Genomic DNA, 22,725 nt, shown 5'->3' on the forward strand with positions numbered 1-22,725 from the left:
GCTGCCCGCGGTTTTTCAAGGACGGAGTGATGGCGCAAGAACTTGGATTGACAATACGGTCTGTTGAAAAAGGGCTGCCTGCATGGGAAGCGGGCCTCAGAAAGGGCGACATCATTGTCACGGTAAATGATGAACCCGTGAAGGATGAGGTCGATTTCAGGTTCTGTACCGCCCAACCGGTTTCTGAAATACGGGTGCTACACCGCATGGGCATTCTTACAAAGCTGTTGAAACGGCCTTCCCGCACCGCAGTAGGAGTTCAATTTGCCGATCAAGGCGTTACAAGGTGCAGAAACCACTGCATTTTCTGTTTTATAGACCAGATGCCGAAGGGATTGCGCAGGAGCCTGTATATAAAAGATGAGGATGTAAGGCATTCTTTTGTCAATGGAAATTATGTCACGCTTGCTGCGATGACCTTTGATGATCTCGAACAGCTTTGCAGCCGGGGACTGTCTCCATTGTACGTTTCGGTCCATGCGACGGACAGGCACGTTCGCTGCACTATGCTCGGCAACAAGCATATCTTTGATATCATGGACCAGCTTGGTTTTCTTGAAAAAAACGGCATTTCGTTTCATGCCCAGATTGTGGTATGCCCCGGTTATAATAACGGCGCGGTTCTCACCAAGTCCCTTAAAGACTTGTGCGGTTTGACAAAGGGCCTTATTTCGGTTTCCGTTGTTCCGGTGGGACTCACCAGATTCCGGCGGCATCCTTTACAACCCGTGGATCGCGGTGAGGCGCGACGCATCTGCAAACAGGTCATGCGGGCAAGTGAAAAGGACAAAAAGCGCTACGGCCGGCGGAGGATTTTTCTGGCGGATGAGCTGTTCATTCTTGCCGGACTTTCCATCCCTCCCCGGAGATATTATGGAAATTATCCCCAGATCGGAAACGGGGTCGGGCTTGTCCGAATGTTGCTTGATGAATGGAAAAAAATCGAAGTTCGCCATGGCAGGAGCCATCCAGGAAATGCAGGTGGGAACCGGAACCGTGTCAAAAGGGCGCTCCTTGTCACTTCGGAATCGGCATTTCCCTTTATCAGGGAAATCGCCGACCGGCTTTCCCAAATTTCGCTCCGGGTTACCGCGGAAGCGCTCGCGGTTCAAAATATTTTTTTTGGCAGAGAAGTCACTGTTGCGGGGTTGCTAACCGGCAACGATATCATCAAGCAGGTGCGGGCGACCAAAAAAGCGCCGGACCTGGTCGTGCTTCCGGGAATAATTTTCAACCGCCATGGGCATACGCTCGATGGATACTCGGCGGAACGCATCGGAAAAAGTTTAGGCATCAAGGTTATGGCGGCGGATTCACTCGATGCGTTGGCCAAGCTTTTATGAGCCCGGTCAGAAAAGAATCCGTAATGCGCCTCAATAAATACTTGGCCGGATGCGGATTGGGATCAAGGCGCTCATGCGATTCCCTGGTTGGCTCGGGCAGAATCTATGTGAACGGAGCAAAAGTCAAGGCACTGGGAGTAAAGGTAACCGTTGGCAAGGATCGGGTTGAATACTTGGGAAGGATCCTTGAGCCGGTACGGTGCTTGCGGTATATTGCCTTTCACAAACCGCAAACCGGTATTGCGGCGGAAAGCGATTTGGAGAAGAGAGACGGCATGTTTGATGCCCTGCGTCAAGCCGGGTGCGATGCCGATGCGCTTACAATCATCGAACGGCCCGATGCCGCAACCGAAGGCCTTGTCCTGCTCACCAATGACGGCAGCTTGGTCCACGCGCTCACGCATCCCCGTTACCAGATAAAACAAGTGTTTGATGTTCAGCTTGACAGGAAATTATCTCCCGATGAGGTTGAGGTCATGACCGGCCCCGGTGTGGAATCGGAACATCAGATACTTTGCGCCGGCATGATCATACAGGCCGGCTCCGTGAACTTGCCCTGGTACCGTGTGGAATTGTACAACAGCAAAAAACGCCACTTGCAGCGCATGTTCGGCGCGGCGGGCCGCGCCGTGCTCAGGAGCCGCCGCGTTCAATTCGCCTCGGTCAAACTCGGGGATCTTGCGCCGGGCGCTTTTCGCGAACTCACCGGCCGCGAAGTGGCGGCGCTGCGGGCGGCCGGGTTTAAGCCTTCCCCCTCCTCCCGCTGACGCTTCTTTTTCTTTTCCATTGTTCTTAGGTATGCTTTACATTTTGCCCGCCGCAAGTTTATAATGTAACCGTAAGACTCGGCAATAAAACACGGCCTCGCGCAGGCCCGTTTTTCAACATCAAAAAGGATCTCATGGATTCACGTTCCGAAGACGTGGAAAAACTTCAGCAGCAGCTTGTAAAGGCCAAGCACGACCTCAAGCTCGCGCTTGCGTCCGAAAAGATCCTGCTCGACGAGCTCGAAAGGAAAAACCTTGAGATCATCGAACGGAAAAAAGCCGAAGAGAAGCTCGACGCCGCCCTGAACGACCTCAAGCTCGCGCTCGCGTCCGAAAAAGTGCTGCTCGACGAGCTTGACAAGAAAAACAAGGAACTTACCGAGCTGTCGATTACCGACGGGCTCACCGGCCTGTACAACCACCGCTACCTCCAGGAACGGCTGGAATTCGAGTTCAAGCGCGCCAAGCGGTACGGCGGCAATCTTTCGTGCCTGATGATCGACATCGACCATTTTAAAATGCTCAACGATACCTACGGCCACCAATGCGGCGATTTCGTTCTCAGGGAGCTTTCGAACCTTTTCCGGTCCAGGTCGCGCGAAGTTGACATATGCGGCAGGTACGGGGGGGAGGAGTTCCTGATCATTACCAACATCGCGCTCGGCGACGCCGCGCAGTTCGCCGGCAAGCTCCGCACCGCCGTGAACTGCCACGATTTTATTTTCGAGGGCGCGGCGCTGCGCGTGGCGGTGAGCATCGGTATTGCTGAATTCAACCCCGCCCTCAAAGACAGGCTCGAACTGATCAGCAGGGCCGATCGGGCCATGTACCAGGCAAAGCAGGACGGCCGTAACCTCATCCGCTTGTGGAACGCGCAGCAGGTCGGGACGCCGCCGGAAAAGGAGGCGCGGACGTAAATTCTCGGGCATTTAGAAGGACCGTGCGTGTTGCAAACGAACAATGAGACGTGAAGCCGAGTGAAAACGGATGATCGCGGAAACTATGGGCAAAAATAACCGGGCATGATATAATTACACTGGCCGTAAAAAAGGCGCTTAATTATTTTCTTACCCGTATGGAGGAACTGATGAAAATCCGGATTGACACGGTCGGAACCGTGACCGTTGTCTTCATCGACGGCAATGTCCTGCAGGAAAACGTCCCCATTTTCCGGGTGAAACTCCTCGAGCTCGTGGAAGAGGGCAAGGTCAACATCGTCCTCGACATGGTCGCCTCCAATTACATCAGCAGCATGTGCCTCGCCACGATCGTCGATGTCAAGAAAAAGCTCAACGAGCTGTCGGGCGATTTGAAACTGGCCAGGGTGAACAAACTCGTGCGGAACCTTCTCGAGACCACAAGCCTCATTAAGAAGGTCGAAACCTACGATGACGTCGATTCGGCGGTAAAGTCGTTCGAGAAGAAATAGCCTGCGCCCTTCTATTTCGTCAATTATAATTTCATCTGGATCGCTGAGCGGGTGCAGCCGGGCACCACTCGATTCAGGCCCATTCCTTCCGTTGGGCGCACCCTTGTAGCACCCGATTGCCAGGGCGTCCTCTTACTCATCCTTATTTTCTTAATGTAAAATCGTGGAATAATCACTAATTCGATTTTGCGGTTCCCTTGCCCGGTTGCATCGAAAACGGCTTCAATTCACCATTCTCCTTGTGAAAGCACATCTGTCGCGTCACTAAAAAATTAAATGTGGAGAGTTCCGGGAATAATACGGAAATAAGTTCCGATGGCTTGCAGGTTTTTTTCGGCTGCATCGATAAAATCGCGGTAAACGACTGTTCGCCGTTCTCGCCTGAAGGAGCGAGAAAAATCACAAGCGGACGAATATCCTTGCTAGATGAAATAGTGTTCTTTGTGATTGTTATGACCGCTTCCCGTTGGACGAGAAATGCGTCGATTCGCGCTTTGACATTGTTTTTCATCCTTGATCGTAAAAGTGCCTCGCCGGTCGACGAGAAACGATATTGACCCGCGCAGATTGCTTCGTTGAGCGATACATGGTCGATCGCCATCTCCTGAAAGCCGGCGACCGCTAGACCTTCAGGCAGGAATTTGTTAATTGCATCAATGGTAGTGTCCAACAGGCCCATCGTCACCACATCGAACAGCTCCGTGGCGCCGGAAATTCCCAGCGGCAGGGGCGGGCCGAAGGCGATGAGGGGATGGGGATGGCATCCTTCCGAAAAAGCAATTGGCAGCCGCGCGGCGAAAAGCGCCCGGTGAAGAACGCCCACCATGTCGAGATGCCCCAAAAACCGTACCGGAAGTCCTTTTGTGTAAACGAACCGGTAGCAGCGGCGGTCAGTGGAGGCCGGCACAACGGTCTCGGCCGCGGAACGGGTGGATTCCAAGGCCGAGGCCTTGACAAAGCGCGCAGAACCCTGCCGGATCGGCCCGCAAACCCCGCATGCCGAACATTCCCCGTTCCGGCAATCAGCAGTGGGCCCGCCGGCAATCGCCCTCTCGCGCTCCCTTTGCAGAAATTCCGTTGAAACACCGGCTGAGACCGCATTCCACGGCAGCGCATTGTCCATGGGAATTGCGCCGCAGAACGTGGTGAGGCCGATATTGCATTTGTCAAAAGCATCTTTCCATCTGTCAAATTTGAAATGCTCGTCCCATCCGTCAAAACGGCAGCCGGATTCCCAGGCGGCGCGGATCACGGCGGACAGGCTCCGGTCGCCGCGCGCCATCACGGTTTCGAGCTGTGCCATGAACGGATCGCGGTAGGAAGTTTTTACATTGCGCCGGTCCGCAAGCCCCCGTTTGATCCGCTTTGATTTTTCGAGCAGCCGTTCGGGCGCATCCATGGCCTCCCATTGAAACGGCGTGTGCGCCTTGGGAGAAAACGGCGACAGCGCGATAGTGATCGTCACGCGCCGCGAATGGCGCCATGCCATGTCCGCGATGCGGCCGGCAAGCGAAGTGATTGCGTCGATGTCCTCGTCGCGCTCCGTGGGCAGCCCGATCATGAAATACAGTTTGACGGTCTGAACGTTTCGATTCAGCAGTCTTTCCGCCATGGCAAAAATATCGTCGTCGGGAAACCCTTTGTTGATGACGCTGCGCAGGCGCTGCGATCCCGCTTCCGGCGCGATGGTAAATGAGGAGAAGGGCGTGATCGCCGCCATCGCGTCGAGGTCGGCATCCGTCAGCGCGTCGATGCGGGTTGACGGAAGCGAAACCGAGAGCCTTCCGCCCGTGCCGTAGGCCGCGGCGCCGCGCAGCAGGGGGGTGAGCCCGGAATAATCGGCGGTGGAGAGCGACAGGAGGCCGATATCGCGCCAGCCAGTTGCCGACATTCCGTTTTCCATCTGGCAAAGCAGGCTTTCCACCGCGCGCTCGCGCACCGGCCGGTACCAGATTCCCGCCGAGCAGAACCGGCAGCCCCGCGTGCACCCGCGCATCACCTCCACGGCGAGCCGGTGGTGCACGACATTGACAAGAGGGACAAGCGGTTTTGCGGGATAATTTCTGTCGTCAAGGCTTCGCACCTTTGCGGCCTTTACCGGAGCAGGAATTATGGGGACGAGAAACGCCCCTGATTTTTCTGTCCCGTAAAATGACGGGACATACACGCCGCGGCATTTCGACAATTCCCTCAGGGTGGCCTCTTTGGACGCACTGCGCTTTTTCGAGCTTTCCATGACCGAGCAAGCCTCAACAATCGCCTCTTCTCCGTCGCCGATCACAAACGCGTCCACGAAATCGGCGATGGGCTCAGGATTGACCATGGCGGGGCCGCCTGCAATAACGAGCGGCTCCTGGCCGGTACGGTCGCGGCTGTAAAGGGGAAGCCCGGCAAGCGCGAGCATGTTGATGAGGTTCGTGTATTGCAACTCGTACGTGACCGAAAATCCTACCCAGTCCGCATTTTTTATCGGCGCGAGGTATTCGAGGCAGTACAGGAGAATTTCTTTTTCCCGCATGAGCTTTTCGGCATCGGCGCAGGGGTGATAGCAGCGCGACAAAGCCCATTGCGGCCTGCTGTTGACAATGTGGTAAAGTATCTGCCCGCCGTAATGCGACATGCCGATGTCGTAGGTTTCCGGGTAGCACAAGACGCCGTGCAGCGAAACACCGGATAAATCTTTTCTGACGATATTCAGCTCATTGCCGAGGTATTGCATCGGTTTCTGCACAAAAGGCAGGAACTGGGTTTCGAGGAGGTGTTTGAAGGATTCTTTATTCATGGCCTAAGAATTATTTCGGATTGATGACGGCTTGATTTTCATCCTTATTTTCTTGTAAAACGGATTCCCGCTTCCATGGAGCTAACGCGCCGTGCGGTAATGACGTTCACGCGATTCATTAAAGACGCAACGTAAAAATAATTTGCCTGTAAAGATATAAATGAAGCAATCTTGACCGCGAGGATTTTTTTTCGCCGCAAAGCTGCATACGGCTGAGGGTCGTTGCTCATCGTGCCTAAGGGCCGGCGCTGATGGCGGAGAAGAAGAACAAGAATGGCACTTGACTTATGCCCTGCGCCAGGGCGGACTGGAGGCCGCTCTGGAGAGCGATGCTGCCCGGTCCTCGCCTGGTCGTCGAGTAGCCGCTTTTAAGCGGGGTATCGAGGCGCAGACATATAGGGGCCCTGGCAGCCCGAGGCGAGGCCGAGACCGGAAGGAGGCCCGCCGCCGTCTTCGTCGGGGCGCCAATATTTTTTATTGATTTAAAAAATATTATTTGCCTTTTTCCAACCGCTGCGCCAGAAACGCCGGCAGATTATTGTCGAGGATTTTACGCTGCGTGATGGTGTAATCATACATGACCCGAATGAGGCTGATGTCCTGGTTTTTCGTGTCGTAGATCGCGTAGCAGCAGCGGGAGTCGAAGTCGCGGGGCTGTCCCACGCTGCCCACGTTGATGAGGTAGAGGTTTTTCTCGGTGAGCTTGATGGAGTGCTCGGCGTGGAGGATGATCTTGTCCTCCTCCTGGATCATGATGGAGGGCCAGTGCGTGTGGCCGATGAAATTGATCCTGAAGGTGAGGCTCTTGAACGCTTCGAACACGGCGTCCTCGCTGTCCGGGAACACGTAGATCCAGTCCTGGGGGTTGGACGGCGACGAGTGGGTGAGGAAGATGCTGTCTTTTTCAATTGTCAAGGGAAGCGACCCGAGAAAGTCCTTTGCCTTCTTGGAAAGGTGGTTCCTGGTCCACTCCATGGCCGCGTAGGCGTAGTAGGTGAAGGTCTGGATGTCGATCCGGTTGATCGCCGCGTAGTCGTGGTTGCCGGCCACGCAGTCGTCCACGTTTTCCTGCACGAGTTCGATGCAGCGCTCCGGGTCCGGGTAATATCCCACGATGTCGCCGAGGCAGACGATGCTGTCGATCGAGCGGTTTTTGATGTCCTTGAGCACCGCCTGCAGCGCCTCGACGTTGCCGTGGATGTCGGAGATGATCGCGTATCTCATGAAACGACCGCCGCTTTCCGCAAGAACGTGAAATAGCGATAAATATGTTTAATTATATTATTTTAGATTCGGCGGTGCAATATAATTCTCCCTTTGCGCCGCCGGGCCCGCGCGCCATTCCTTTCTGTCAGTTTGCGCGGTGCCGTTGAAAAGAGGAGGTACCCTACCGTGGCCGACATGTCGAAACTGCCCAAGGGCATTGCGGAACAGGTCGAGGATTTCAAGCGCCGGGTGACTCCGTCGTCCTCGACCCTGATCCTCACCCACGATTATCCCGACCCGGACTGCATTGCGTCCGCCTACGGCATCGCGCAGCTGCTGTCGTTCTGGGGAACGCAGTCGAGCGTGATCTCGTTCGGCGGGTTCGTGGGCCGCGCCGAAAACAAGGCCATGATACGCCACCTCAACATCCACACCGTGCCCTACGTGCTGCTCGAGCTCAAGGATTTCGATAGGATCATACTCGTCGACTGCGTTCCCGGACGCAGCAACGTGTCGCTGCCCGCGAGTACGCCCGTGCACGCGGTGATCGACCATCACATGGGCGACGCGCCGGCAAACCAGCAGTTCTACCGCGACATCCGCAAGGAGATCGGCGCGGCCTCGACCATCGTCACCGAATACCTGCTCGCGGCCAACTGTCCCATCAACCCAAAACTCGCCACGGCGTTGTTTTACGGGATAAAGACCGACACCGGCGACATGGGCCGCGACTCGACCGCCGAGGACCTCGAGTGCTACAAGCACCTTTTTCTACGGATGAACCACAGCCTTCTTGCCAAAATAGAAAATCCGGACCGGGACGTGGCCTTTTTCAAGATCGTCCACCGCGCGGCCGTGACCATGCTCGCGTACGGGTCGTTCGGATACATCCCGCTGGGGCATGTGGCGTCACCCGACTACGTCGCCGAGATGGCCGACCTGTTCCACAGCCTGGAAAATATCGACATCACCGTGTGCTGCGGGTTTTTCAAGAAAAACGTGTTCTTTTCCATCCGCGCGAAGAACCGCGACGAGGCCGGCATATTCGCGGAAAAGATCGCGCTCGCGCTCGGCGGCGGGGGCGGCGGGCACGGCAAGCTCGGCGCGGGCCGGATTCCCTATGTCAAGGGCCAGGAAGACGAGTTGATGAAAAAGTTTGTGGAGACCATCAAGGCCGTGTTCAATATCGGCGCCATGGAAGGCGTACATATACTGGAGGAACGAAGGAGAAAATAGAAATACTTTTCAAAAAAGGATTTGCCATGTGGGAATATTCAGACAAGGTCCGCGACCATTTTCTCAATCCCCGAAACACGGGGGAGATTGAAAATCCCGACGGGCTCGGCGAGGTGGGCAACATCACCTGCGGAGACGCGCTGCGGCTCACGTTCAAGCTCGACGACAAGGGAAAAATCAAGGACGCGAAGTTCAAGACCTTCGGGTGCGGCAGCGCCATCGCGTCGGCAAGCGCGCTCACTGAAATGATCAAGGGAAAAACCCTCGAGGAGGCGCAGAAGATCACCAACGCCGACATCGCCAAGGAGCTCGACGGCCTTCCGCGCGAAAAGATGCACTGCAGCGTGATGGGGCAGGAGGCGCTCGAGGCAGCGATAGAATATTACAAGTCGGGCGGGAAAAAGACCGCGCCGCCGGAAAAGGAAGGCAAAGTGGTGTGCACCTGCTTCAACGTCACCGACAGGGAAATCGAAAAGGCCATACGTGAAAACCATCTCAAGACCATCGAGGACGTCACCAATTTCACCAAGGCGGGCGGCGGGTGCGGCGGGTGCCACGAGCAGATCCAGGAGATGCTTGACAAAATCAACGGCACCGAGGGCGCGACGCCCAAGGCCGCGGCGCGGCTGACCACGCTGCAGAAAATCGACCGCATCCGCGACGTGATACAGACCGACATCCGGCCCATCCTCGTGAACGACGGCGGCGACTGCGAGCTCGTCGACGTGGACGGAAATGAGGTGACGGTGCGGTTTAAAGGACACTGCAAGGGATGCGCGTTTTCGAACAACACCATGGTCGGGGTGGTGCAGAAAAAGTTAAGGGAGAAGGTGGCGGAGAATTTAGTGGTGAAGATGGTTTGATTTGTTGAAGTTAGTTTTTCAAAAGAAAAAACGAAGCCTTCCTCGGTACACCCGTTGGTCGTCTTGGCTTAACTTAGCATATTCCCATAGCACGCGGAGGAAATAACCTGTCGCAATAAGAGCTAAGAGAACACAATAGGAAAAGAAGCGAGTGCCAACTCCTCCGAATGCCGGAATGTTGAGGACATGGTAACCAAACAAAATGACTGCCCCGAAGATGAGGGGCAGGATCCATAGAATTGACATGATGGTGAGATGGTATTTGAACTTCATTACATCCCTCCTGTACTTTCACCAGTACATTTTATCAATCCATCGAAATCAATTTATTTTAGAAAATTTATGGAATATCCTCTTTCATAACAACCACAGGCCCGCGTCCACGGATAAGTTTTGCCATCCGATTGTTCTTTGCATTGTAGATACAAATGTCGTCATTCATTTGAAGAACTATCCGGTCGTTGGGAAGTATGGTGGCATTGCGGAACAGAATGCTGCCAAAAGGTGTTTCAAATCCGATAGATTTTTTCTCGCCAGAACCAAAGGACAGATGCAAGCCCATACCAGGCCAGAATTCTGTATAGGCATACTTAAGCTGGCTAGGCGCCTTCCTGAGATCTGCCGCTTCACCGAAATTCCACCAGGTGTTCAAAAAATCAAATTGAGAACGTGCATGATTCGCTAGCGTCACTGAGTCCCTCCACGATCTGGAGGCGAAACGAGAGAAGGCATGACAAATTTGCTTGTTGCAAAAGGAATCTGGTTTTGCGCATTTCATGGCTGCATAAAGATCCCAACTGCCGGAATCGTTCGGGGTCGCGTAGAGTCTATCAAAATTTCCTCTTGATTGAAGCCTATATGTGAGAGCGGTTGATTGCGTGTGAGCGTCGAACATGTACACATTCCCGTCATTGGGATTGATATAATAGACAATATAGTCGTCTCCGAAATCCTTGACATTTACCTGAGAGTGTGATACGGCCGTAATCAAACCAATGTTTCCCACTAACGCATAAATTACAGCCAGAATTGCGTAAGAAACGGCATTTACTATAAAGGACGCTTTCAGCGAGGTCAGTTTGTGTCTTTTAGATTTGTCAAAAGAGAAATGATAAAACGGCCATTCAATCGCGACGGTCGCCAAATAGGAGACAAGAATCATCGAGAGAAGAAGGAATAACGCATTGTCAAGCGAATACTTCAGGCCTGCTCCCGCAATCGCCAATCCAAGCCCGCCGAGAATCATGGAGGTGTAGTTGGCAAGGATCAGGCGAGGTGTTGCCTTCCCAAAGTCTATGGCTATTTGATAGATTCTCCAGAGCAGGAAAGCCTCAAAATATCCGATAATGGCATTCCCGAAAAGCAAATGAAAGGTGCCCGTCCACATCATGAACGTGCCGGCATTTGCATGCGCGGGTACTGCGCCAAAAATGATTGCGAGAAATGATAAAACAAGAAGGCTTGCAGTGCGGTTTATTTTGGGAAGTGGGGTGTCTGGGGTCAATCCATACATGTTAAATGATCCTCCAATCACCTCAACCGGCATTCTATCCCTTAACCTATAACCTTCTCAACTCTTCAACTTTTCAACTCATCTCGGCTATAATATTTCTTACTTCCCCCGCTATCTGGTCCGCCGTCGAATACGCCGTAATCTTCCCTTTGTCAATAAGTCCTTGAAACGTCAGCGGCTGTCCAAACGTTATCGTCGGCGAGGCCTTTTTGCCTATGAAAAATTTCGGGAACCCGCCGAGCGGCCACACGGCAAAGGTGCCGCGCACGCGAACCGGCAGCACGGTGGCGTTGATGCTGAGCATGAGCAGGCCTATGCCTGACTTGAATTTCCGCAACTCGCCGGTTTTTGTCTGGCCCGATTCGGGGAACACGAGCAGGTTGTTGCCGTCCTTGAGCACGGCGATGGACGCGCGCAGGATGGCCGCAACGTCGCCCTCGCGCTTGACAGGCACGATATTGCCCGAAAGCGAAGCGTGCAGGAGGACGGGCAGAAGGTCTCTGCCGCCGATGATGAAGGTCTTTTTCCGCACGGCCGGCGGGAGCGAATACATGACCCATAGCGGGTCGAGGACGCTCTGGCGGTTCGCGCAGAAGATGACCGGCGTGCCGGCCTCCGGGACGCCCACGTTGCCCGATGCGGTGACGTTCCACAGCATGCTGCTTGCGGCGTGGGTGATTGCCGGCAGCGCATTGGTAAACACGGCGGCGCCTTTTGCGGGATACGGTGCCGGCTGTGTTGAGCCCACGATCCTTTGCTTGATGTCGTCGATGGTTTCTGCGCCTTTTGCCGCGGACAACTGGTCCATTACCGCGGTGTAAACGTCGCCGAGGGTCTCGAGCCGCACCAGGTCGTCGTCGGAAAAGACGATTGAGAATCTACGCTCTGTCAAAGATAGAAAATCGAGCTTCTTCATGGAATCGAGGCCGAGTTCGAGCTCGAGGTTGAAGAACGGCGGCAGTTGCGCTGACTCATTGAGGTTTGCCGTTTTTGCGGCGAGCATGGCGATGGACTTGTATTCGGCGGTCGCCATAAGACTGCTCTCCGCGGCCGAGACCGCCTGTTTCTTGGTGCGGCCTTCGTCGGATTCCTTGAGCGAATAGTACAGCTCGCGCAGCTCGTGCTTCTTGAGCTTCTTGGTGGTGGTCCGGGGCAGGGGGTCATAGACAACCGCGAAATCGGTGATCTTTTTGTAGGAGGGCAGGTCGCGTCCGAGCCGCAGCACCTCGTTGCGCACGACCTCGGCGGCTTCGGAGAGCGTGTGGTTCCGGCGCACCTTCTGCGACGGCAGGATGAGCGCGGCCGCGATCTCCTTGCCCTTGACTTTTGCGGAAAACACGCCGATCTCCTCTATGGATTCCGAGGCGGAATAGAAATCCTCGAGCTCGTCGGGATACACGTTCTTGCCGCTGTCGAGCACGATGATGTCCTTGCTGCGGCCCACGATGTAGATGAACCCGTCCTTGTCGAGCCTTCCCAGGTCGCCGGTGTGGAACCAGCCGTCCGCGTCGAACGATTTTTTGGTGAGTTCCTCGTTGTTAAGATAGCCCGCGAACACGTTGGCGCCCCTGAAGCATATCTCGCCGATGCCCGCGGCGTCGGCCTTGTCGATGCGGACTTCGTTTTCGTCAAGCGGTACGCCCACGCTGCCGAGGCGCGGGTCGTCGATGGGGCAGAGCGTGATGGCGCCGAAGGTTTCCGACAACCCGTATCCCTCGACGATCCTGAACCCCATGAGCTTGAACCCGGTGAAAACGTTTTTTGTGATGGCCGCGCCGCCCGATATGACGATGTTGAGCCTGCCGCCGAACCCCTTGTGCACGGAGGAAAAAAGTTTTCTGCGGAAATCCTGGCCCAGGAACCGGCCGAGCGTGGCGGACACAAACGTGAGTGCGGCGAACATCGCGCGCACCATGGGGCCTTTTGATTTGACGTTCTGGTTGATGTTATTGTAGAACATCTGGAGCAGCTTGGGCACCGCGGGCAGCATGGTCACTTTTTTCTCCCGCAACCCATCCAGGATGAGCGAGCCCTTGATGGTGGGAATGAGCACGATGTCAAGCCCGCCGCCGAGCGCGCCGGGCAGGTTCGCGCACGCGCCGAACACGTGGTGCAGGGGGAGCACGGCCATCATGGTGTCGCCGGGCCCGGCCTTCATGCGCGGGATGGCCGAAAGCGGTGTGGCCGTGAAGTTGCGCTGGGTAAGCATCACGCCCTTTGCCTTGCCCGTTGTGCCGGAAGTAAAGATGATCACCGCGACATCGTCGGGGTTGAACTGCCGAGCAAAGGCGTCCTGGGCCGGATCGCCGTCCGCGATGAACTTCGCGAAAGTGGTTTTGGCCTCGGCGCAGTCCTTGTCGTCGACGATCACCGCTGAAATGAATTTTGATTCGGCTTTTATTTCGTCAAACAGCTTAATGAACCCTTTGGAGCAGAACACGAATTTCGGTTTCACCTGGGACACGATCTCGCGGATTTCCGGCGCGGGAAGGTTGGGATCGACCGGGACGGTCTTTCCGCCCGCGAGAAAACCGCAATGCCACGCGAGCACCCACTCGGGCGTGTTGTCGCCGATCACCACGATCGTGTCTTTATTGGAATACCCTTTCTTCCTGAGCGCCGACGCGAGTTGGTTGACGTCCCTCCGGAAATCGGCATAGGTCCAGCTCTGGTACTCGCCCTTGCGCTTGATGTGCATGCAGGGGCGGGAGGCGTTTTCGTTCATGGATTTGTTGAGCAGGTCGGCGTAAACGTGCTTGTTCATGTCAGGCTCCGGTTGTTTTTTGCTCCGCCACAAAAACGATTACAATAAGGAAGGCGCATGCGCTCATGCATGATCCGAAAATAAAAGGGGCCGCCGGCGCAAGTGAAAAAAGAAAGCCCGCGATCACGCTGGCGGGAAGCAGGCCGATGCCGACAATGGTGTGGAAGAATCCGAGCGCGGTCGCCCGCGAATCCTTGGGCGCCAGGTCGCCCACGAACGCCTTTTCAACGCCCTCGGTCATGGCGTAATAGATGCCGTAGAGGCACCATAAAATCCATAACAGGGATGAATGTTCCTTTGTGACAAGTCCGAAACAGCAATAGACGGCGGAATACAGGACATATCCGGCGATAAGAATTTTCCGTCGGCCGATTTTGTCCGACAAAGTCCCGAAAAAATTCGACAGCACCGTGGACGAGAGGTTGAAAACGAAGTACATGAGGATGACGGTCGACAGCGCCACGCCGAGGTTCGCGCTGCGCAACAGCAGGAACTGGTTCGACGAATTGCCGAGCGTGAAAAAACACTGGGCGAGAAAGAACATCCTGAGGCTGCGGTCGTACTTCCTGAAGTCAAGGTTCGGTTTCGGTTTTTCCTTTGCGGCGCGGCCTGCCTCCGGCCGGGTCTCGCGGAGAAAAAACAGAAACACCACGCCGATGAACGCCGGAACCACCGATAGCATGAACAAAAGGTAAAATGCGTGGAGGTCGCGTATCGTCTTGGTGGCGGGGTCGAGGAACCGCTGGCACACAAAATAACAAACGAGAACGCCGAGCGTCGCGCCCGCGAAATCCATTGCCCGCTGGAACCCGAACGCCGCGCCCTGTTTGTTTTTGTCCGTTGATTCGTAGATGAGCGCGTCGCGCGGCGCGGTGCGGATTCCCTTGCCGGTGCGGTCGAAAAAACGGGAGACGAGAATGAAGTACCAGCCCTGCGACGCGAGAAATAAAAGGAGCTTTGACAAAGCGGAAAGCCCGTAGCCCGCGATGGCCGGCGCCTTGCGGCCGCGGATGCGGTCGGAGTAATATCCCGAAAACACCTTGAGCAGGCTCGCCGTGGACTCGGCCACGCCCTCGATGATGCCGAGCACCGGGCCGATAAGAGTTTTCTGCGCCGACAGGATGGCGGTGACGAACGCCTGGATGAGAGGATACAACATTTCCGACGAGACGTCGGTGAAGAAGGAGGTGAGGCCCGTGAGAAGGATGTTTTTATTGTATCTCATGATTTTTTTTATTTATCTTGGCTCATACTCCAGCAATGTCTCGACATGAGCGCATACCGCCCCTGCCAGATCTTCTGGTGTATAACCACCCTCAAGACACGACACTATCTTGTCTCCGCAATGCCGGTGCGCGATGCCCATGACGATTTTCGTGAGCGCGGCGAACCCGTCGTCTGAAATGTCAAAGCAGCCGAGCTTGTCGTTGGCGCGGCCGTCGAATCCGGCCGAAATGAGAATAAAATCGGGCTTGAACGCGTCGGCGCGCGGCACGAGAATGGTGTTGAAGATCTCAAGGAACTCCGGGTCGCCCGAGCCGCAAGGCATGTGCACGTTGATGTTGAAGCCGAGGCCGGGCCCGTTTCCCTCCTTGTCGGGGTGGCCGGTGCCCGGGTAGGCGAGCGCGTAGTGCGTGGAAAAATACAGCACCGTGGGGTCCTCGTAGAACGCGGCCTCGGTGCCGTTGCCGTGGTGGAAGTCCCAGTCAACGATGAGCACCTTTTTCTTTTTGTAAACGTCCTGCGCGTAACGCGCGGCGATGGCCACGTTGTTGTAGAAGCAGAAGCCCTCCTCCTGGCCCGTGTTGAGCGCGTGGTGGCCGGGCGGCCGCATGGCGCTGAAGGCGTTGCGCGCCCGCCCCTCGCACACGGCCTTGACCGCCGAAAGCGCGCCGCCGGCCGCCAGGCCGGCGATGCGGCCGATCGTTGCGATGTTCTGTATCGACGTGACATGCGCGTCGGTATGGATTTTTTTTATGTGCGGGACGACGTCGGCGAGCGGGGCGAGTTTGAGCACCTTTTTGTCAAGGCCCAATTCCGCCATTTTCGCCTTGATCGCGGCGAGCCGCGCCGGGCTTTCCGGGTGGCCGAAGTCAAGCTCGTATCCCATGCAGTCGTCCTCGAAGAGATAGCCGGTAACGCGGGCGGAGGCAGGGCTGGCGGGAACGGACGAAGCGGATGATTTCTTCTTTTTCCTTTGCATATGCCACACCTCGCGAATGTGTTGATGGGGAGATTGAACTTAAAATAATGTTTTGACGACTATGATGTTGTAGAAACAAAAGCGAATTTACTTGAAGGAAGACGCCCGATAAGGAATAGGTGCGGAATCGATGATGAAAAAGCAAATTGTCAGGCTCGCACAGGCGGGTGCTAGAATGAAAAGAATAATAATTTTGGTGATTCTATGTGCGGCATATACCGGCAGGCTTTATGCGATCCCGATTGTTCTCACCTTTCATGTTTTTCCATTCGGCGATACAATGGCATCCGGCGATTCGAGTACTTTTTTCGCAGTGGTTGTTGATGATACCGGTGCACCACATCACGAGTTTGACACATGCATTCATTGGAGCATCCTTCCGTCAGATACAAGAAACAAGCTGAGTGCAACCACGGGCAGCCAAACAACTTACTATGCAATTGAAGGTTATCAGTTGAATTATATCATCGCCAGTCTTACCCCTCCGAATAATCCCGAGGCAACCCTTTTTGACACAGTGAAAATTTATATCAAGCCCCCTGGGTCCACCTACAGGCTGTGGATAGAGCCCGATACGAACATCAATCCGACCAATGCCAGCGCTGCCAGTCTTGCCAGGCTGCGAAACCCGATGCCGGTCCCTTTGATTTATCTCGCCGATACCAACAGCACGGCCACGGTGGCCGGTGTGGTACGGGACGCCTATGGCAATTTCGTTCGGTTCTGCAGGGATGCCATGTGGAGGACAATAGGCGACACGGAAGTCGTCAGGCTTTCGCAGCCTGACAAGCCGTATCTGTGCAAAATCGAAAGGACAGGATGGGGAAATGTCAAAATCGTTTTATACGATGGCAGCTTATCCGTTCCCGATACCGTGCCGGTGCAGATTGCAGGCTGCTGTTGCATGTGGCGGCTCAGGCTGGTCAATGCCGCTACCGGGCGGCCAGCAGATTCGGTTGTGGCAAATCCCGGCCAGGAAATAACATTTAAGCTCCAGGCGCTGAGCAGCTGCGACACGGCCGCGTGGGTTGACATAATGGGAAATTGGTCGATTGCGCCGGACAGCGACCTCGTTTATCCTGTTCCCCCGAATGGGGCGCTTTCGTGGACGTTTTCTGCCTCCTTGACCGGCGAATACCTCCTTACGGTTGTTTTTCATCAAGGCGCCGTGCAGCTTGACACAATAAAGGTCCCAATCAGCGTCAGGTTCGCAAATTCAATATTGAGAAACCGTTTGAGCAGTTTTGGTAAAAAAGAAAAGGACCTTGTTGAATATTACAACCTCCGCGGCCAGAAACTGCAGCTTTACGGAATGCGGCATGTTGATGGGATTGTCCTGGAACGGATTGCGGCGCCGTCGGGAAACGTGACCGTCAGGAAGAGATTCCAGAATTTAGGTTCGGGGGGCCCGATGCCGCAATGAGCAAGTATAGTGACTTTTAAGACAAGAAAACGCGACAAGTGGCACGCGCAGCTTTGTGTGCATGTGCCATTACATGCTCTCCATGACAATCTTTTTCAGATCGTCTTTCCCCAGCTTCGCCGGATTGTTCTTGTTGTCCGTCTTGTCAACTATCGCCTCAGCCGACGGCGACGTGACGCCGTATACGCCCAGCCGGGGAATTTTTAAAACGCGGACGTATTCTTCCAGTGTCTCGATTAACAAATCGCACGTCTCCCTTGCCGTGGCGCGCTTTTTACCGCTAAGTATTTTTCCCGCCCGGGCGAACTTGGCAAGGTGCGGCAGCCCGGCCTCGCTTTGCGAAAGTGCCCGTATGGTGTGCCGCATGCAGGGGACAAGCAGGCAGCCGCACACCACGCCGTGCGGGATGGCAAACATCCCGCCGATGGACGACGCGAAGCCGTGGACCACGCATAGTCCCGCATTGGCAAGCGTCATCCCGGACAGGAGCGCGGCGAACGAAAGGTCGGCGCGGACATTGACATCCTGCGAAGAACCCGCGCAGGCGGGCACGAGGCTGTCTTTGACGTGTTCCAGTCCGGTTTGCGCAAGCGAATCGGTGAGCGGCGAGGCTTTTGTGGAAACGAAAGATTCGAGCAGCTGCGAAAGCGCGTCGAGGCCGCAGGCGGCGGTGACCGCGGCCGGGCAGGAAAGCGTGAGCACTGGATCGACGATGGCGGCATCAGGAATGAAGTTGTCGTGGCGCAGGGATTTTTTGAATCCCTGCGGTCCGACGTTTGAAATCACCGCGTTTTTCGTGGCCTCGCAGCCGGTGCCCGACGTGGTGGGAACCGCGATGAAGGGGACCTTTTTTCCGGGGTGAATTCTGGTGCCTACGTCCTCCAGGTATTCTATTACGCTTCCTTCCACGGGCAGCATGGCGGATATCGCCTTGCCCGCGTCGATCACGCTGCCGCCGCCGACAGATGCAACCGCGGTAATGCCGCCGTCCTTGTATTTGGACACGGCGCCGTCGACATCAGCCGGTGAAGGCTCGCCCGCGATTTCCCATTCGAAAAATTCGATGTCAGCGCTGCGGAAGCTGGCGGTAACGGCCGCATATGCGCCGGAGCGCTCAAGGGAATTTTTGCCGCGAACAAAAAGCGCCCTTTTTCCGAAGCCGGAAACGATGCCGCCGAGTTTTTCGGAAACATGCGGTCCGAAATGGATTGCCGGCGGGGACGAGAACGAAAACGGCTTTACCGCCATTGTTCCTTTTCCAGGGGGCGCACCACGGTGTAGGGAATGCCTTGGCGCGGTTTCTGCATCCAGTCTTCCACGGTCTTTTTCCATTCAAGATAATGCCCGGTTTTTTTATGGCCGGCGGCGGCTTCTTCGGAATCATACACTTCGTAGAGCATAAAGTGGCTCGGGTCGTCGGCGTTCTGCAGAACGTCGAACCTGAGGTTGCCCGGTTCCTTGACAGTAGAATTATGATTTTTTACGGTGGCTTCGATGAATTTGGTGATGGAATCGGGTTTCACCTGGACCATCACCGTGGTAACGATCATGAGAACTCTCCTTTTAAAACGCGGGCTGCAATGATGCGGGGACCAAATCGGGCTGCAAGCCATGGATAATGACCACCAAAATATAACCATTTTTTTTCATATGAAATACTTTTTTTCTGACATTTTTATTATATTACTTGGCTAAAGGGGGCTGGACAACACTCCTGGCGGCCAAAGGTTTCGAAAAAGTAACCCTCAAAATTTTTTAGATACAACAGCCGGTTAATCGGTTAATGATAAATAAACAATGAACTTAGCCGCATCAACCAGCGACTGTGTTTATAAAAGCATTACCGGTCGCAGAACGGGAAAAACGAAAATGACTGATAACGTTTGTTTTTTTCAGGAAGGTGATTAACTTATGCGAAAGCCAAATCTTTCAGGACGCGGAATTCTTAAGCTGGCAACCGGCATGGTAATGGCCTTTTTCTTAACCTCAAATGGGCAAGATGTATATCCGCCAACAATAACTGTTCCGGTAACATACTTCGACTATCATTCCGACGGGTCAAACCCCGATTTCAATTCAGGCACCAATCCGGCCACTGTTCTTCTGGGAATGGTGCAGCCGAGGCTGGATGCGCAGGGACTACCGGTGGCAACTACCACTTATCTTTACAGTTGGGGAATAGGAAAATGGTTCAGGCCCTGGCCCCAGGGTACCGCGGGGGGAGGGAACGATTTCTCTAGGCCCGCTTATGCCAATGGCGGGCACACGCTCGTCGGTGTCAATACGGTGGGATATGATACGTCTTATAAAAATGTGGTCGTTCCGGACAGCCTTGTTTTTAACCTTGTGCAGGGAAGCCAGGGGATTTACCAATATCAGAACGCAAACTTCTTTCCACTCGACACCAAGGGCTTTCAGGCCAATGGCGCCGCCCCTGATCCGACCAAGAGTTTTGACGGAACACAGCTCAACAGGGTAACCAACACGCATAATTACTCGTTTGCGATGCATCTTCACAGGAATTTTGAATACGCGTCGGGACAGACGTTCTACTTTGAGGGAGACGACGACCTGTGGGTGTTCGTCGACAGCCAACTGGTTCTTGACATCGGCGGCGTCCACAATACAACGGTTGGTCAATTCAATCTTGACGACTTTGCCGCACAGCTGCACCTCACGCCGGGCGATTCCGCCGCCCTCGATGTTTTTTACTGCGAAAGGCAGGCGGTGGGCTCGGATATCAGAATCACCACGAACATCATCACCGCGGTGCCGGCAAAGCTCGTTCTTACCATGGTTCCAAAAAAAGACACCCTTGCTTCGGGAGACAGCGCGACGTTCACCGGGTCAGTGATTGACAGCAAGGGAAAACCCTTGCCGAATTTGTCCCAGTACATTCAATGGAACTTGACCCCTGCCGCGACCACTAGCAGCATCAGCCAGACAAGCGGCGGCACCTCCACGTTTTATGCCGTGCAAGCTTATGACACCTATATCGTCGGCGCAAGTTACGCCGTCTCGCCTACCAATATTTTGTATGCCTACGATACCATCTTTGTCAAGCCGGGCCCCGATTATAAAGTTTGGATCGAACCGGACACGAACATCAATCCCAACGACAGGAGCACGGCCAGTCTCACAAGGTTGCAGAACCCCGATCATGATCCACTCATCTCAATTTCCGACGTGCAGTCACAAGCAAATGCTTTTGGCATTGTGCGGGACAAGGCCGGCAACTTCACGCGTTTTGCAAACAATGCGGAGTGGAACGAATACGGAGCCAACCTTGGCATTGCGAAAATCACTGCCTCGACGCCGAAGTACGTCGGGTTGATCCAGCGAATACCTGGGGTATTCGGCACCACAAAGGCACAGGCGCAGGAGACGGGGCTTTTGTGGGACACTACGACGGTGAGCATCCTGAACGGATACATCAAGCAGCTGAGGTTTGTGGATGTGGCGACCGGCCAGCCTATCACGGGAATCAACATCAACACCGACCAGGAGATAACGGTCAAGCTGCAGGGAATTTTGTCAACCGACTCGACCAACGCATGGATCGATGTTACCGGCACCTGGACGCTTTCGCCGAACATCGCTTCGGCCAACCCGATTCCCACCGGCGACGCTGGGTCATGGAGTTTCAGCCCCACGGCTCCGGGCGGACCTTCGCAGTTGACGGGCACAACGGGAAGCGGCGCACACGTGGTGAACGTGCAGATTCCGGTGACGGTAACGGTGGCGCCGCCGTCGTCGGCGACCTTCACGCTGATCACGCCGCCGGCGCAGCGAATCGCGGGTGACACGTTGCTCGCGCTGGTGACGATCTCGAACCATGACGGCCTTGTGCCCGGATCGTATTGCTATCCGGCAACCACGGGAACGCCCGCGTCATACCAGGATTCGCTGGGAAAGGGCGCGATTCCCAATGACCCGACGGTGACGACAGGGGCTGGCAGCGGGATCATCAACACGCCGCCCGGCGGGACCAACACGGTGCCGGAGTGTTTCAAGAACGGCGTTGACACGGTGAAAATCGTACTATACCGCGCACCGTATACCGACCCGGACATCGGCGGTGTTGACACGTTGCACCAGCTTACCGTGAACCTCAACGGCGTCACGGCGACCACCGGGCCCTTCAAGCTGCTGCCTGCCGGCCTGTACCGGTTGCAGCTGGAGTCAGCCACGGGCGTGCACCTAACGGGCACCTATTCGATGTCTTATCCGAACGGGCAGCTGACGGCCTATTCAATAGGATACGATATTTATGGGAACAAGCGGGGGAAGGAAAATTCGGACTGGAGCGTGACGCAGACGCTGCATCCGCTTACCCAAGCCAGCAATGTGCCTCGAATATATTACGATGCGAGCACGGCGACAAACGGGGAGGCGGGATTTTTAATAGCGCGCGCGCAGCGGACCTACGGCGGCCTGCAGGACAGCGTCGGGGACAGCCTGTTCGTAGTGATCATTGGAAAACCGTCGTCCTTGGATTCCGCGGTGACGCGTGACGTAAACGGGAACGGGTATCTTGACGAAATAGAGCTTTACTTCAACAAGTCGGTGACGTTTCCGGCTAACTATCCGATGGACTCGCTGATCGTGGTAGGGAACATAACGTTCAAGGTGGACAGCATCGGAGGGTTGATGCAGGCTGGACCGTCGGGATTGACGGGAACACATTTCGTACTGTATCTGCACGAGGACAGCCTCACGCGGCCGGGAGTGCCGCAGACGAGTTGGCGTCCAGTCATTACCATTAACGGTTTGCCGGGCGCAGAGGGTGTGGCGGATTTCCGAACCACGGACGGAGCGGGCCCGGTGATATGGACGGTCACCAAGACCATCGGCAATACCGAGGACAGGACGCAGGACCGTGTGACCGTGACGTTCTCCGAAAAGATTTTCGACAAGGACGGCGTCACGTTCAAGCTGACAAACCTTCCCGGATTGGTGTTTACCGTTTGGAAGCGCAATAGCAGCGGCGGGTTTGATTCCGTGCCCGGCGTACTCGACAGTATCATGCGCTTTGCGACCCTGCTCAACGACAGCACGCTCCAGTTCGACATGCTCAACGGCAAGGACCTCACGTCGAATGAGTATCTGTCAATATCCATAGACAGTCAGGTGACCGACCAGGCGCATAAGAATTATCCGGATGACAACAACCGCAAGGTGCCGGTATACATCCAG

The 22,725-nt window shown here is 55.2% G+C and carries 17 protein-coding genes; 8 read left to right on the forward strand and 9 right to left on the reverse strand.

What is annotated here, in order from left to right; genetic code table 11:
- The first annotated feature begins 29 nt into the window (after nt 1–29).
- The 4 genes from VLX68_12980 to VLX68_12995 all read left to right on the forward strand — a co-directional run bounded on the left by VLX68_12980 (nt 30) and on the right by VLX68_12995 (nt 3,539).
- On the forward strand, nt 30–1,343 hold the full coding sequence (locus tag VLX68_12980) for a DUF512 domain-containing protein (protein HUI93154.1): 1,314 nt from the start codon (nt 30–32) through the stop codon (nt 1,341–1,343).
- A gap of 23 nt (nt 1,344–1,366) precedes the next feature.
- On the forward strand, nt 1,367–2,110 hold the full coding sequence (locus VLX68_12985) for a pseudouridine synthase (protein ID HUI93155.1): 744 nt from the start codon (nt 1,367–1,369) through the stop codon (nt 2,108–2,110).
- Nucleotides 2,111–2,244: 134 nt separating this feature from the next.
- Complete coding sequence (locus VLX68_12990; protein HUI93156.1) at nt 2,245–3,027, forward strand: GGDEF domain-containing protein; 783 nt, start codon at nt 2,245–2,247, stop codon at nt 3,025–3,027.
- Nucleotides 3,028–3,197: 170 nt separating this feature from the next.
- Nucleotides 3,198–3,539: an STAS domain-containing protein gene (locus tag VLX68_12995; GenBank protein HUI93157.1), complete on the forward strand. Its 342-nt coding sequence runs from the start codon at nt 3,198–3,200 to the stop codon at nt 3,537–3,539.
- Between the two features lie 175 nt (nt 3,540–3,714).
- Here the strand turns inward: VLX68_12995 and VLX68_13000 are convergent, their stop codons facing one another.
- A complete protein-coding gene (locus VLX68_13000) occupies nt 3,715–6,321 on the reverse strand; it encodes a TIGR03960 family B12-binding radical SAM protein (protein HUI93158.1) in 2,607 nt (868 codons plus the stop codon).
- A gap of 492 nt (nt 6,322–6,813) precedes the next feature.
- A complete protein-coding gene (locus VLX68_13005; protein ID HUI93159.1) occupies nt 6,814–7,545 on the reverse strand; it encodes a metallophosphoesterase family protein in 732 nt (243 codons plus the stop codon).
- A gap of 177 nt (nt 7,546–7,722) precedes the next feature.
- Between VLX68_13005 and VLX68_13010 the strand changes: the two genes are divergently transcribed.
- Complete coding sequence (locus VLX68_13010; GenBank protein HUI93160.1) at nt 7,723–8,763, forward strand: DHH family phosphoesterase; 1,041 nt, start codon at nt 7,723–7,725, stop codon at nt 8,761–8,763.
- A 26-nt stretch (nt 8,764–8,789) separates the two neighbouring features.
- Nucleotides 8,790–9,626 carry a Fe-S cluster assembly protein NifU gene (nifU, locus tag VLX68_13015; GenBank protein HUI93161.1) on the forward strand — a complete coding sequence of 279 codons (837 nt, stop codon included), beginning with the start codon at nt 8,790–8,792 and terminating at the stop codon, nt 9,624–9,626.
- Nucleotides 9,627–9,644: 18 nt separating this feature from the next.
- Here nifU and VLX68_13020 read toward each other — a convergent pair whose 3' ends face one another.
- The 5 genes from VLX68_13020 to VLX68_13040 form a co-directional block, all read right to left on the reverse strand.
- Complete coding sequence (locus VLX68_13020) at nt 9,645–9,899, reverse strand: hypothetical protein (GenBank protein HUI93162.1); 255 nt, start codon at nt 9,897–9,899, stop codon at nt 9,645–9,647.
- Nucleotides 9,900–9,966: 67 nt separating this feature from the next.
- Nucleotides 9,967–11,172, reverse strand: a complete 1,206-nt coding sequence (locus tag VLX68_13025; GenBank protein ID HUI93163.1) for a hypothetical protein — start codon at nt 11,170–11,172, stop codon at nt 9,967–9,969.
- 40 nt (nt 11,173–11,212) lie between these two features.
- Nucleotides 11,213–13,903 (reverse strand): AMP-binding protein, encoded by a 2,691-nt coding sequence (locus VLX68_13030; GenBank protein ID HUI93164.1) that lies wholly within the window; start codon nt 13,901–13,903, stop codon nt 11,213–11,215.
- Between the two features lies 1 nt (nt 13,904).
- Entirely contained in the window at nt 13,905–15,128 is a 1,224-nt protein-coding gene (locus tag VLX68_13035; protein ID HUI93165.1) for an MFS transporter, read from the reverse strand.
- Nucleotides 15,129–15,140: 12 nt separating this feature from the next.
- Nucleotides 15,141–16,106: a histone deacetylase gene (locus tag VLX68_13040; protein HUI93166.1), complete on the reverse strand. Its 966-nt coding sequence runs from the start codon at nt 16,104–16,106 to the stop codon at nt 15,141–15,143.
- A 130-nt stretch (nt 16,107–16,236) separates the two neighbouring features.
- Here VLX68_13040 and VLX68_13045 point away from each other — a divergent pair, with 130 nt between their 5' ends.
- Nucleotides 16,237–17,529: a hypothetical protein gene (locus VLX68_13045; GenBank protein HUI93167.1), complete on the forward strand. Its 1,293-nt coding sequence runs from the start codon at nt 16,237–16,239 to the stop codon at nt 17,527–17,529.
- A 69-nt stretch (nt 17,530–17,598) separates the two neighbouring features.
- Here the strand turns inward: VLX68_13045 and VLX68_13050 are convergent, their stop codons facing one another.
- Both VLX68_13050 and VLX68_13055 read right to left on the reverse strand, forming a co-directional pair.
- Nucleotides 17,599–18,777, reverse strand: a complete 1,179-nt coding sequence (locus VLX68_13050; protein HUI93168.1) for an iron-containing alcohol dehydrogenase — start codon at nt 18,775–18,777, stop codon at nt 17,599–17,601.
- Nucleotides 18,768–19,079 carry an antibiotic biosynthesis monooxygenase gene (locus VLX68_13055; GenBank protein HUI93169.1) on the reverse strand — a complete coding sequence of 104 codons (312 nt, stop codon included), beginning with the start codon at nt 19,077–19,079 and terminating at the stop codon, nt 18,768–18,770. The genes VLX68_13050 and VLX68_13055 overlap by 10 nt, the downstream gene beginning before the upstream one ends.
- 361 nt (nt 19,080–19,440) lie before the next feature.
- On the opposite strand from VLX68_13055, the gene VLX68_13060 reads away from it, so the two are divergent.
- Nucleotides 19,441–22,725 (forward strand): fibro-slime domain-containing protein (locus tag VLX68_13060; protein HUI93170.1); only part of this gene is annotated, 3,285 nt, incomplete at its 3' end.

Source organism: Chitinivibrionales bacterium (assembly GCA_035516255.1).
Lineage (GTDB): Bacteria > Fibrobacterota > Chitinivibrionia > Chitinivibrionales > FEN-1185 > FEN-1185.

Bases quoted from the DNA above. Each gene is read 5' to 3' on its own strand.
- nifU (HUI93161.1), top strand. From the start codon at position 8,790: ATGTGGGAATATTCAGACAAGGTCCGCGACCATTTTCTCAATCCCCGA.
- VLX68_13010 (HUI93160.1), top strand. From the start codon at position 7,723: ATGTCGAAACTGCCCAAGGGCATTGCGGAACAGGTCGAGGATTTCAAG.
- VLX68_13055 (HUI93169.1), bottom strand. From the start codon at position 19,079: ATGATCGTTACCACGGTGATGGTCCAGGTGAAACCCGATTCCATCACC.
- VLX68_13025 (HUI93163.1), bottom strand. From the start codon at position 11,172: ATGCCGGTTGAGGTGATTGGAGGATCATTTAACATGTATGGATTGACC.
- VLX68_12995 (HUI93157.1), top strand. From the start codon at position 3,198: ATGAAAATCCGGATTGACACGGTCGGAACCGTGACCGTTGTCTTCATC.
- VLX68_13005 (HUI93159.1), bottom strand. From the start codon at position 7,545: ATGAGATACGCGATCATCTCCGACATCCACGGCAACGTCGAGGCGCTG.
- VLX68_13020 (HUI93162.1), bottom strand. From the start codon at position 9,899: ATGAAGTTCAAATACCATCTCACCATCATGTCAATTCTATGGATCCTG.
- VLX68_12990 (HUI93156.1), top strand. From the start codon at position 2,245: ATGGATTCACGTTCCGAAGACGTGGAAAAACTTCAGCAGCAGCTTGTA.
- VLX68_12985 (HUI93155.1), top strand. From the start codon at position 1,367: ATGCGCCTCAATAAATACTTGGCCGGATGCGGATTGGGATCAAGGCGC.
- VLX68_13050 (HUI93168.1), bottom strand. From the start codon at position 18,777: ATGGCGGTAAAGCCGTTTTCGTTCTCGTCCCCGCCGGCAATCCATTTC.
- VLX68_13040 (HUI93166.1), bottom strand. From the start codon at position 16,106: ATGCAAAGGAAAAAGAAGAAATCATCCGCTTCGTCCGTTCCCGCCAGC.
- VLX68_13035 (HUI93165.1), bottom strand. From the start codon at position 15,128: ATGAGATACAATAAAAACATCCTTCTCACGGGCCTCACCTCCTTCTTC.
- VLX68_13030 (HUI93164.1), bottom strand. From the start codon at position 13,903: ATGAACAAGCACGTTTACGCCGACCTGCTCAACAAATCCATGAACGAA.
- VLX68_13000 (HUI93158.1), bottom strand. From the start codon at position 6,321: ATGAATAAAGAATCCTTCAAACACCTCCTCGAAACCCAGTTCCTGCCT.
- VLX68_12980 (HUI93154.1), top strand. From the start codon at position 30: ATGGCGCAAGAACTTGGATTGACAATACGGTCTGTTGAAAAAGGGCTG.
- VLX68_13045 (HUI93167.1), top strand. From the start codon at position 16,237: ATGATGAAAAAGCAAATTGTCAGGCTCGCACAGGCGGGTGCTAGAATG.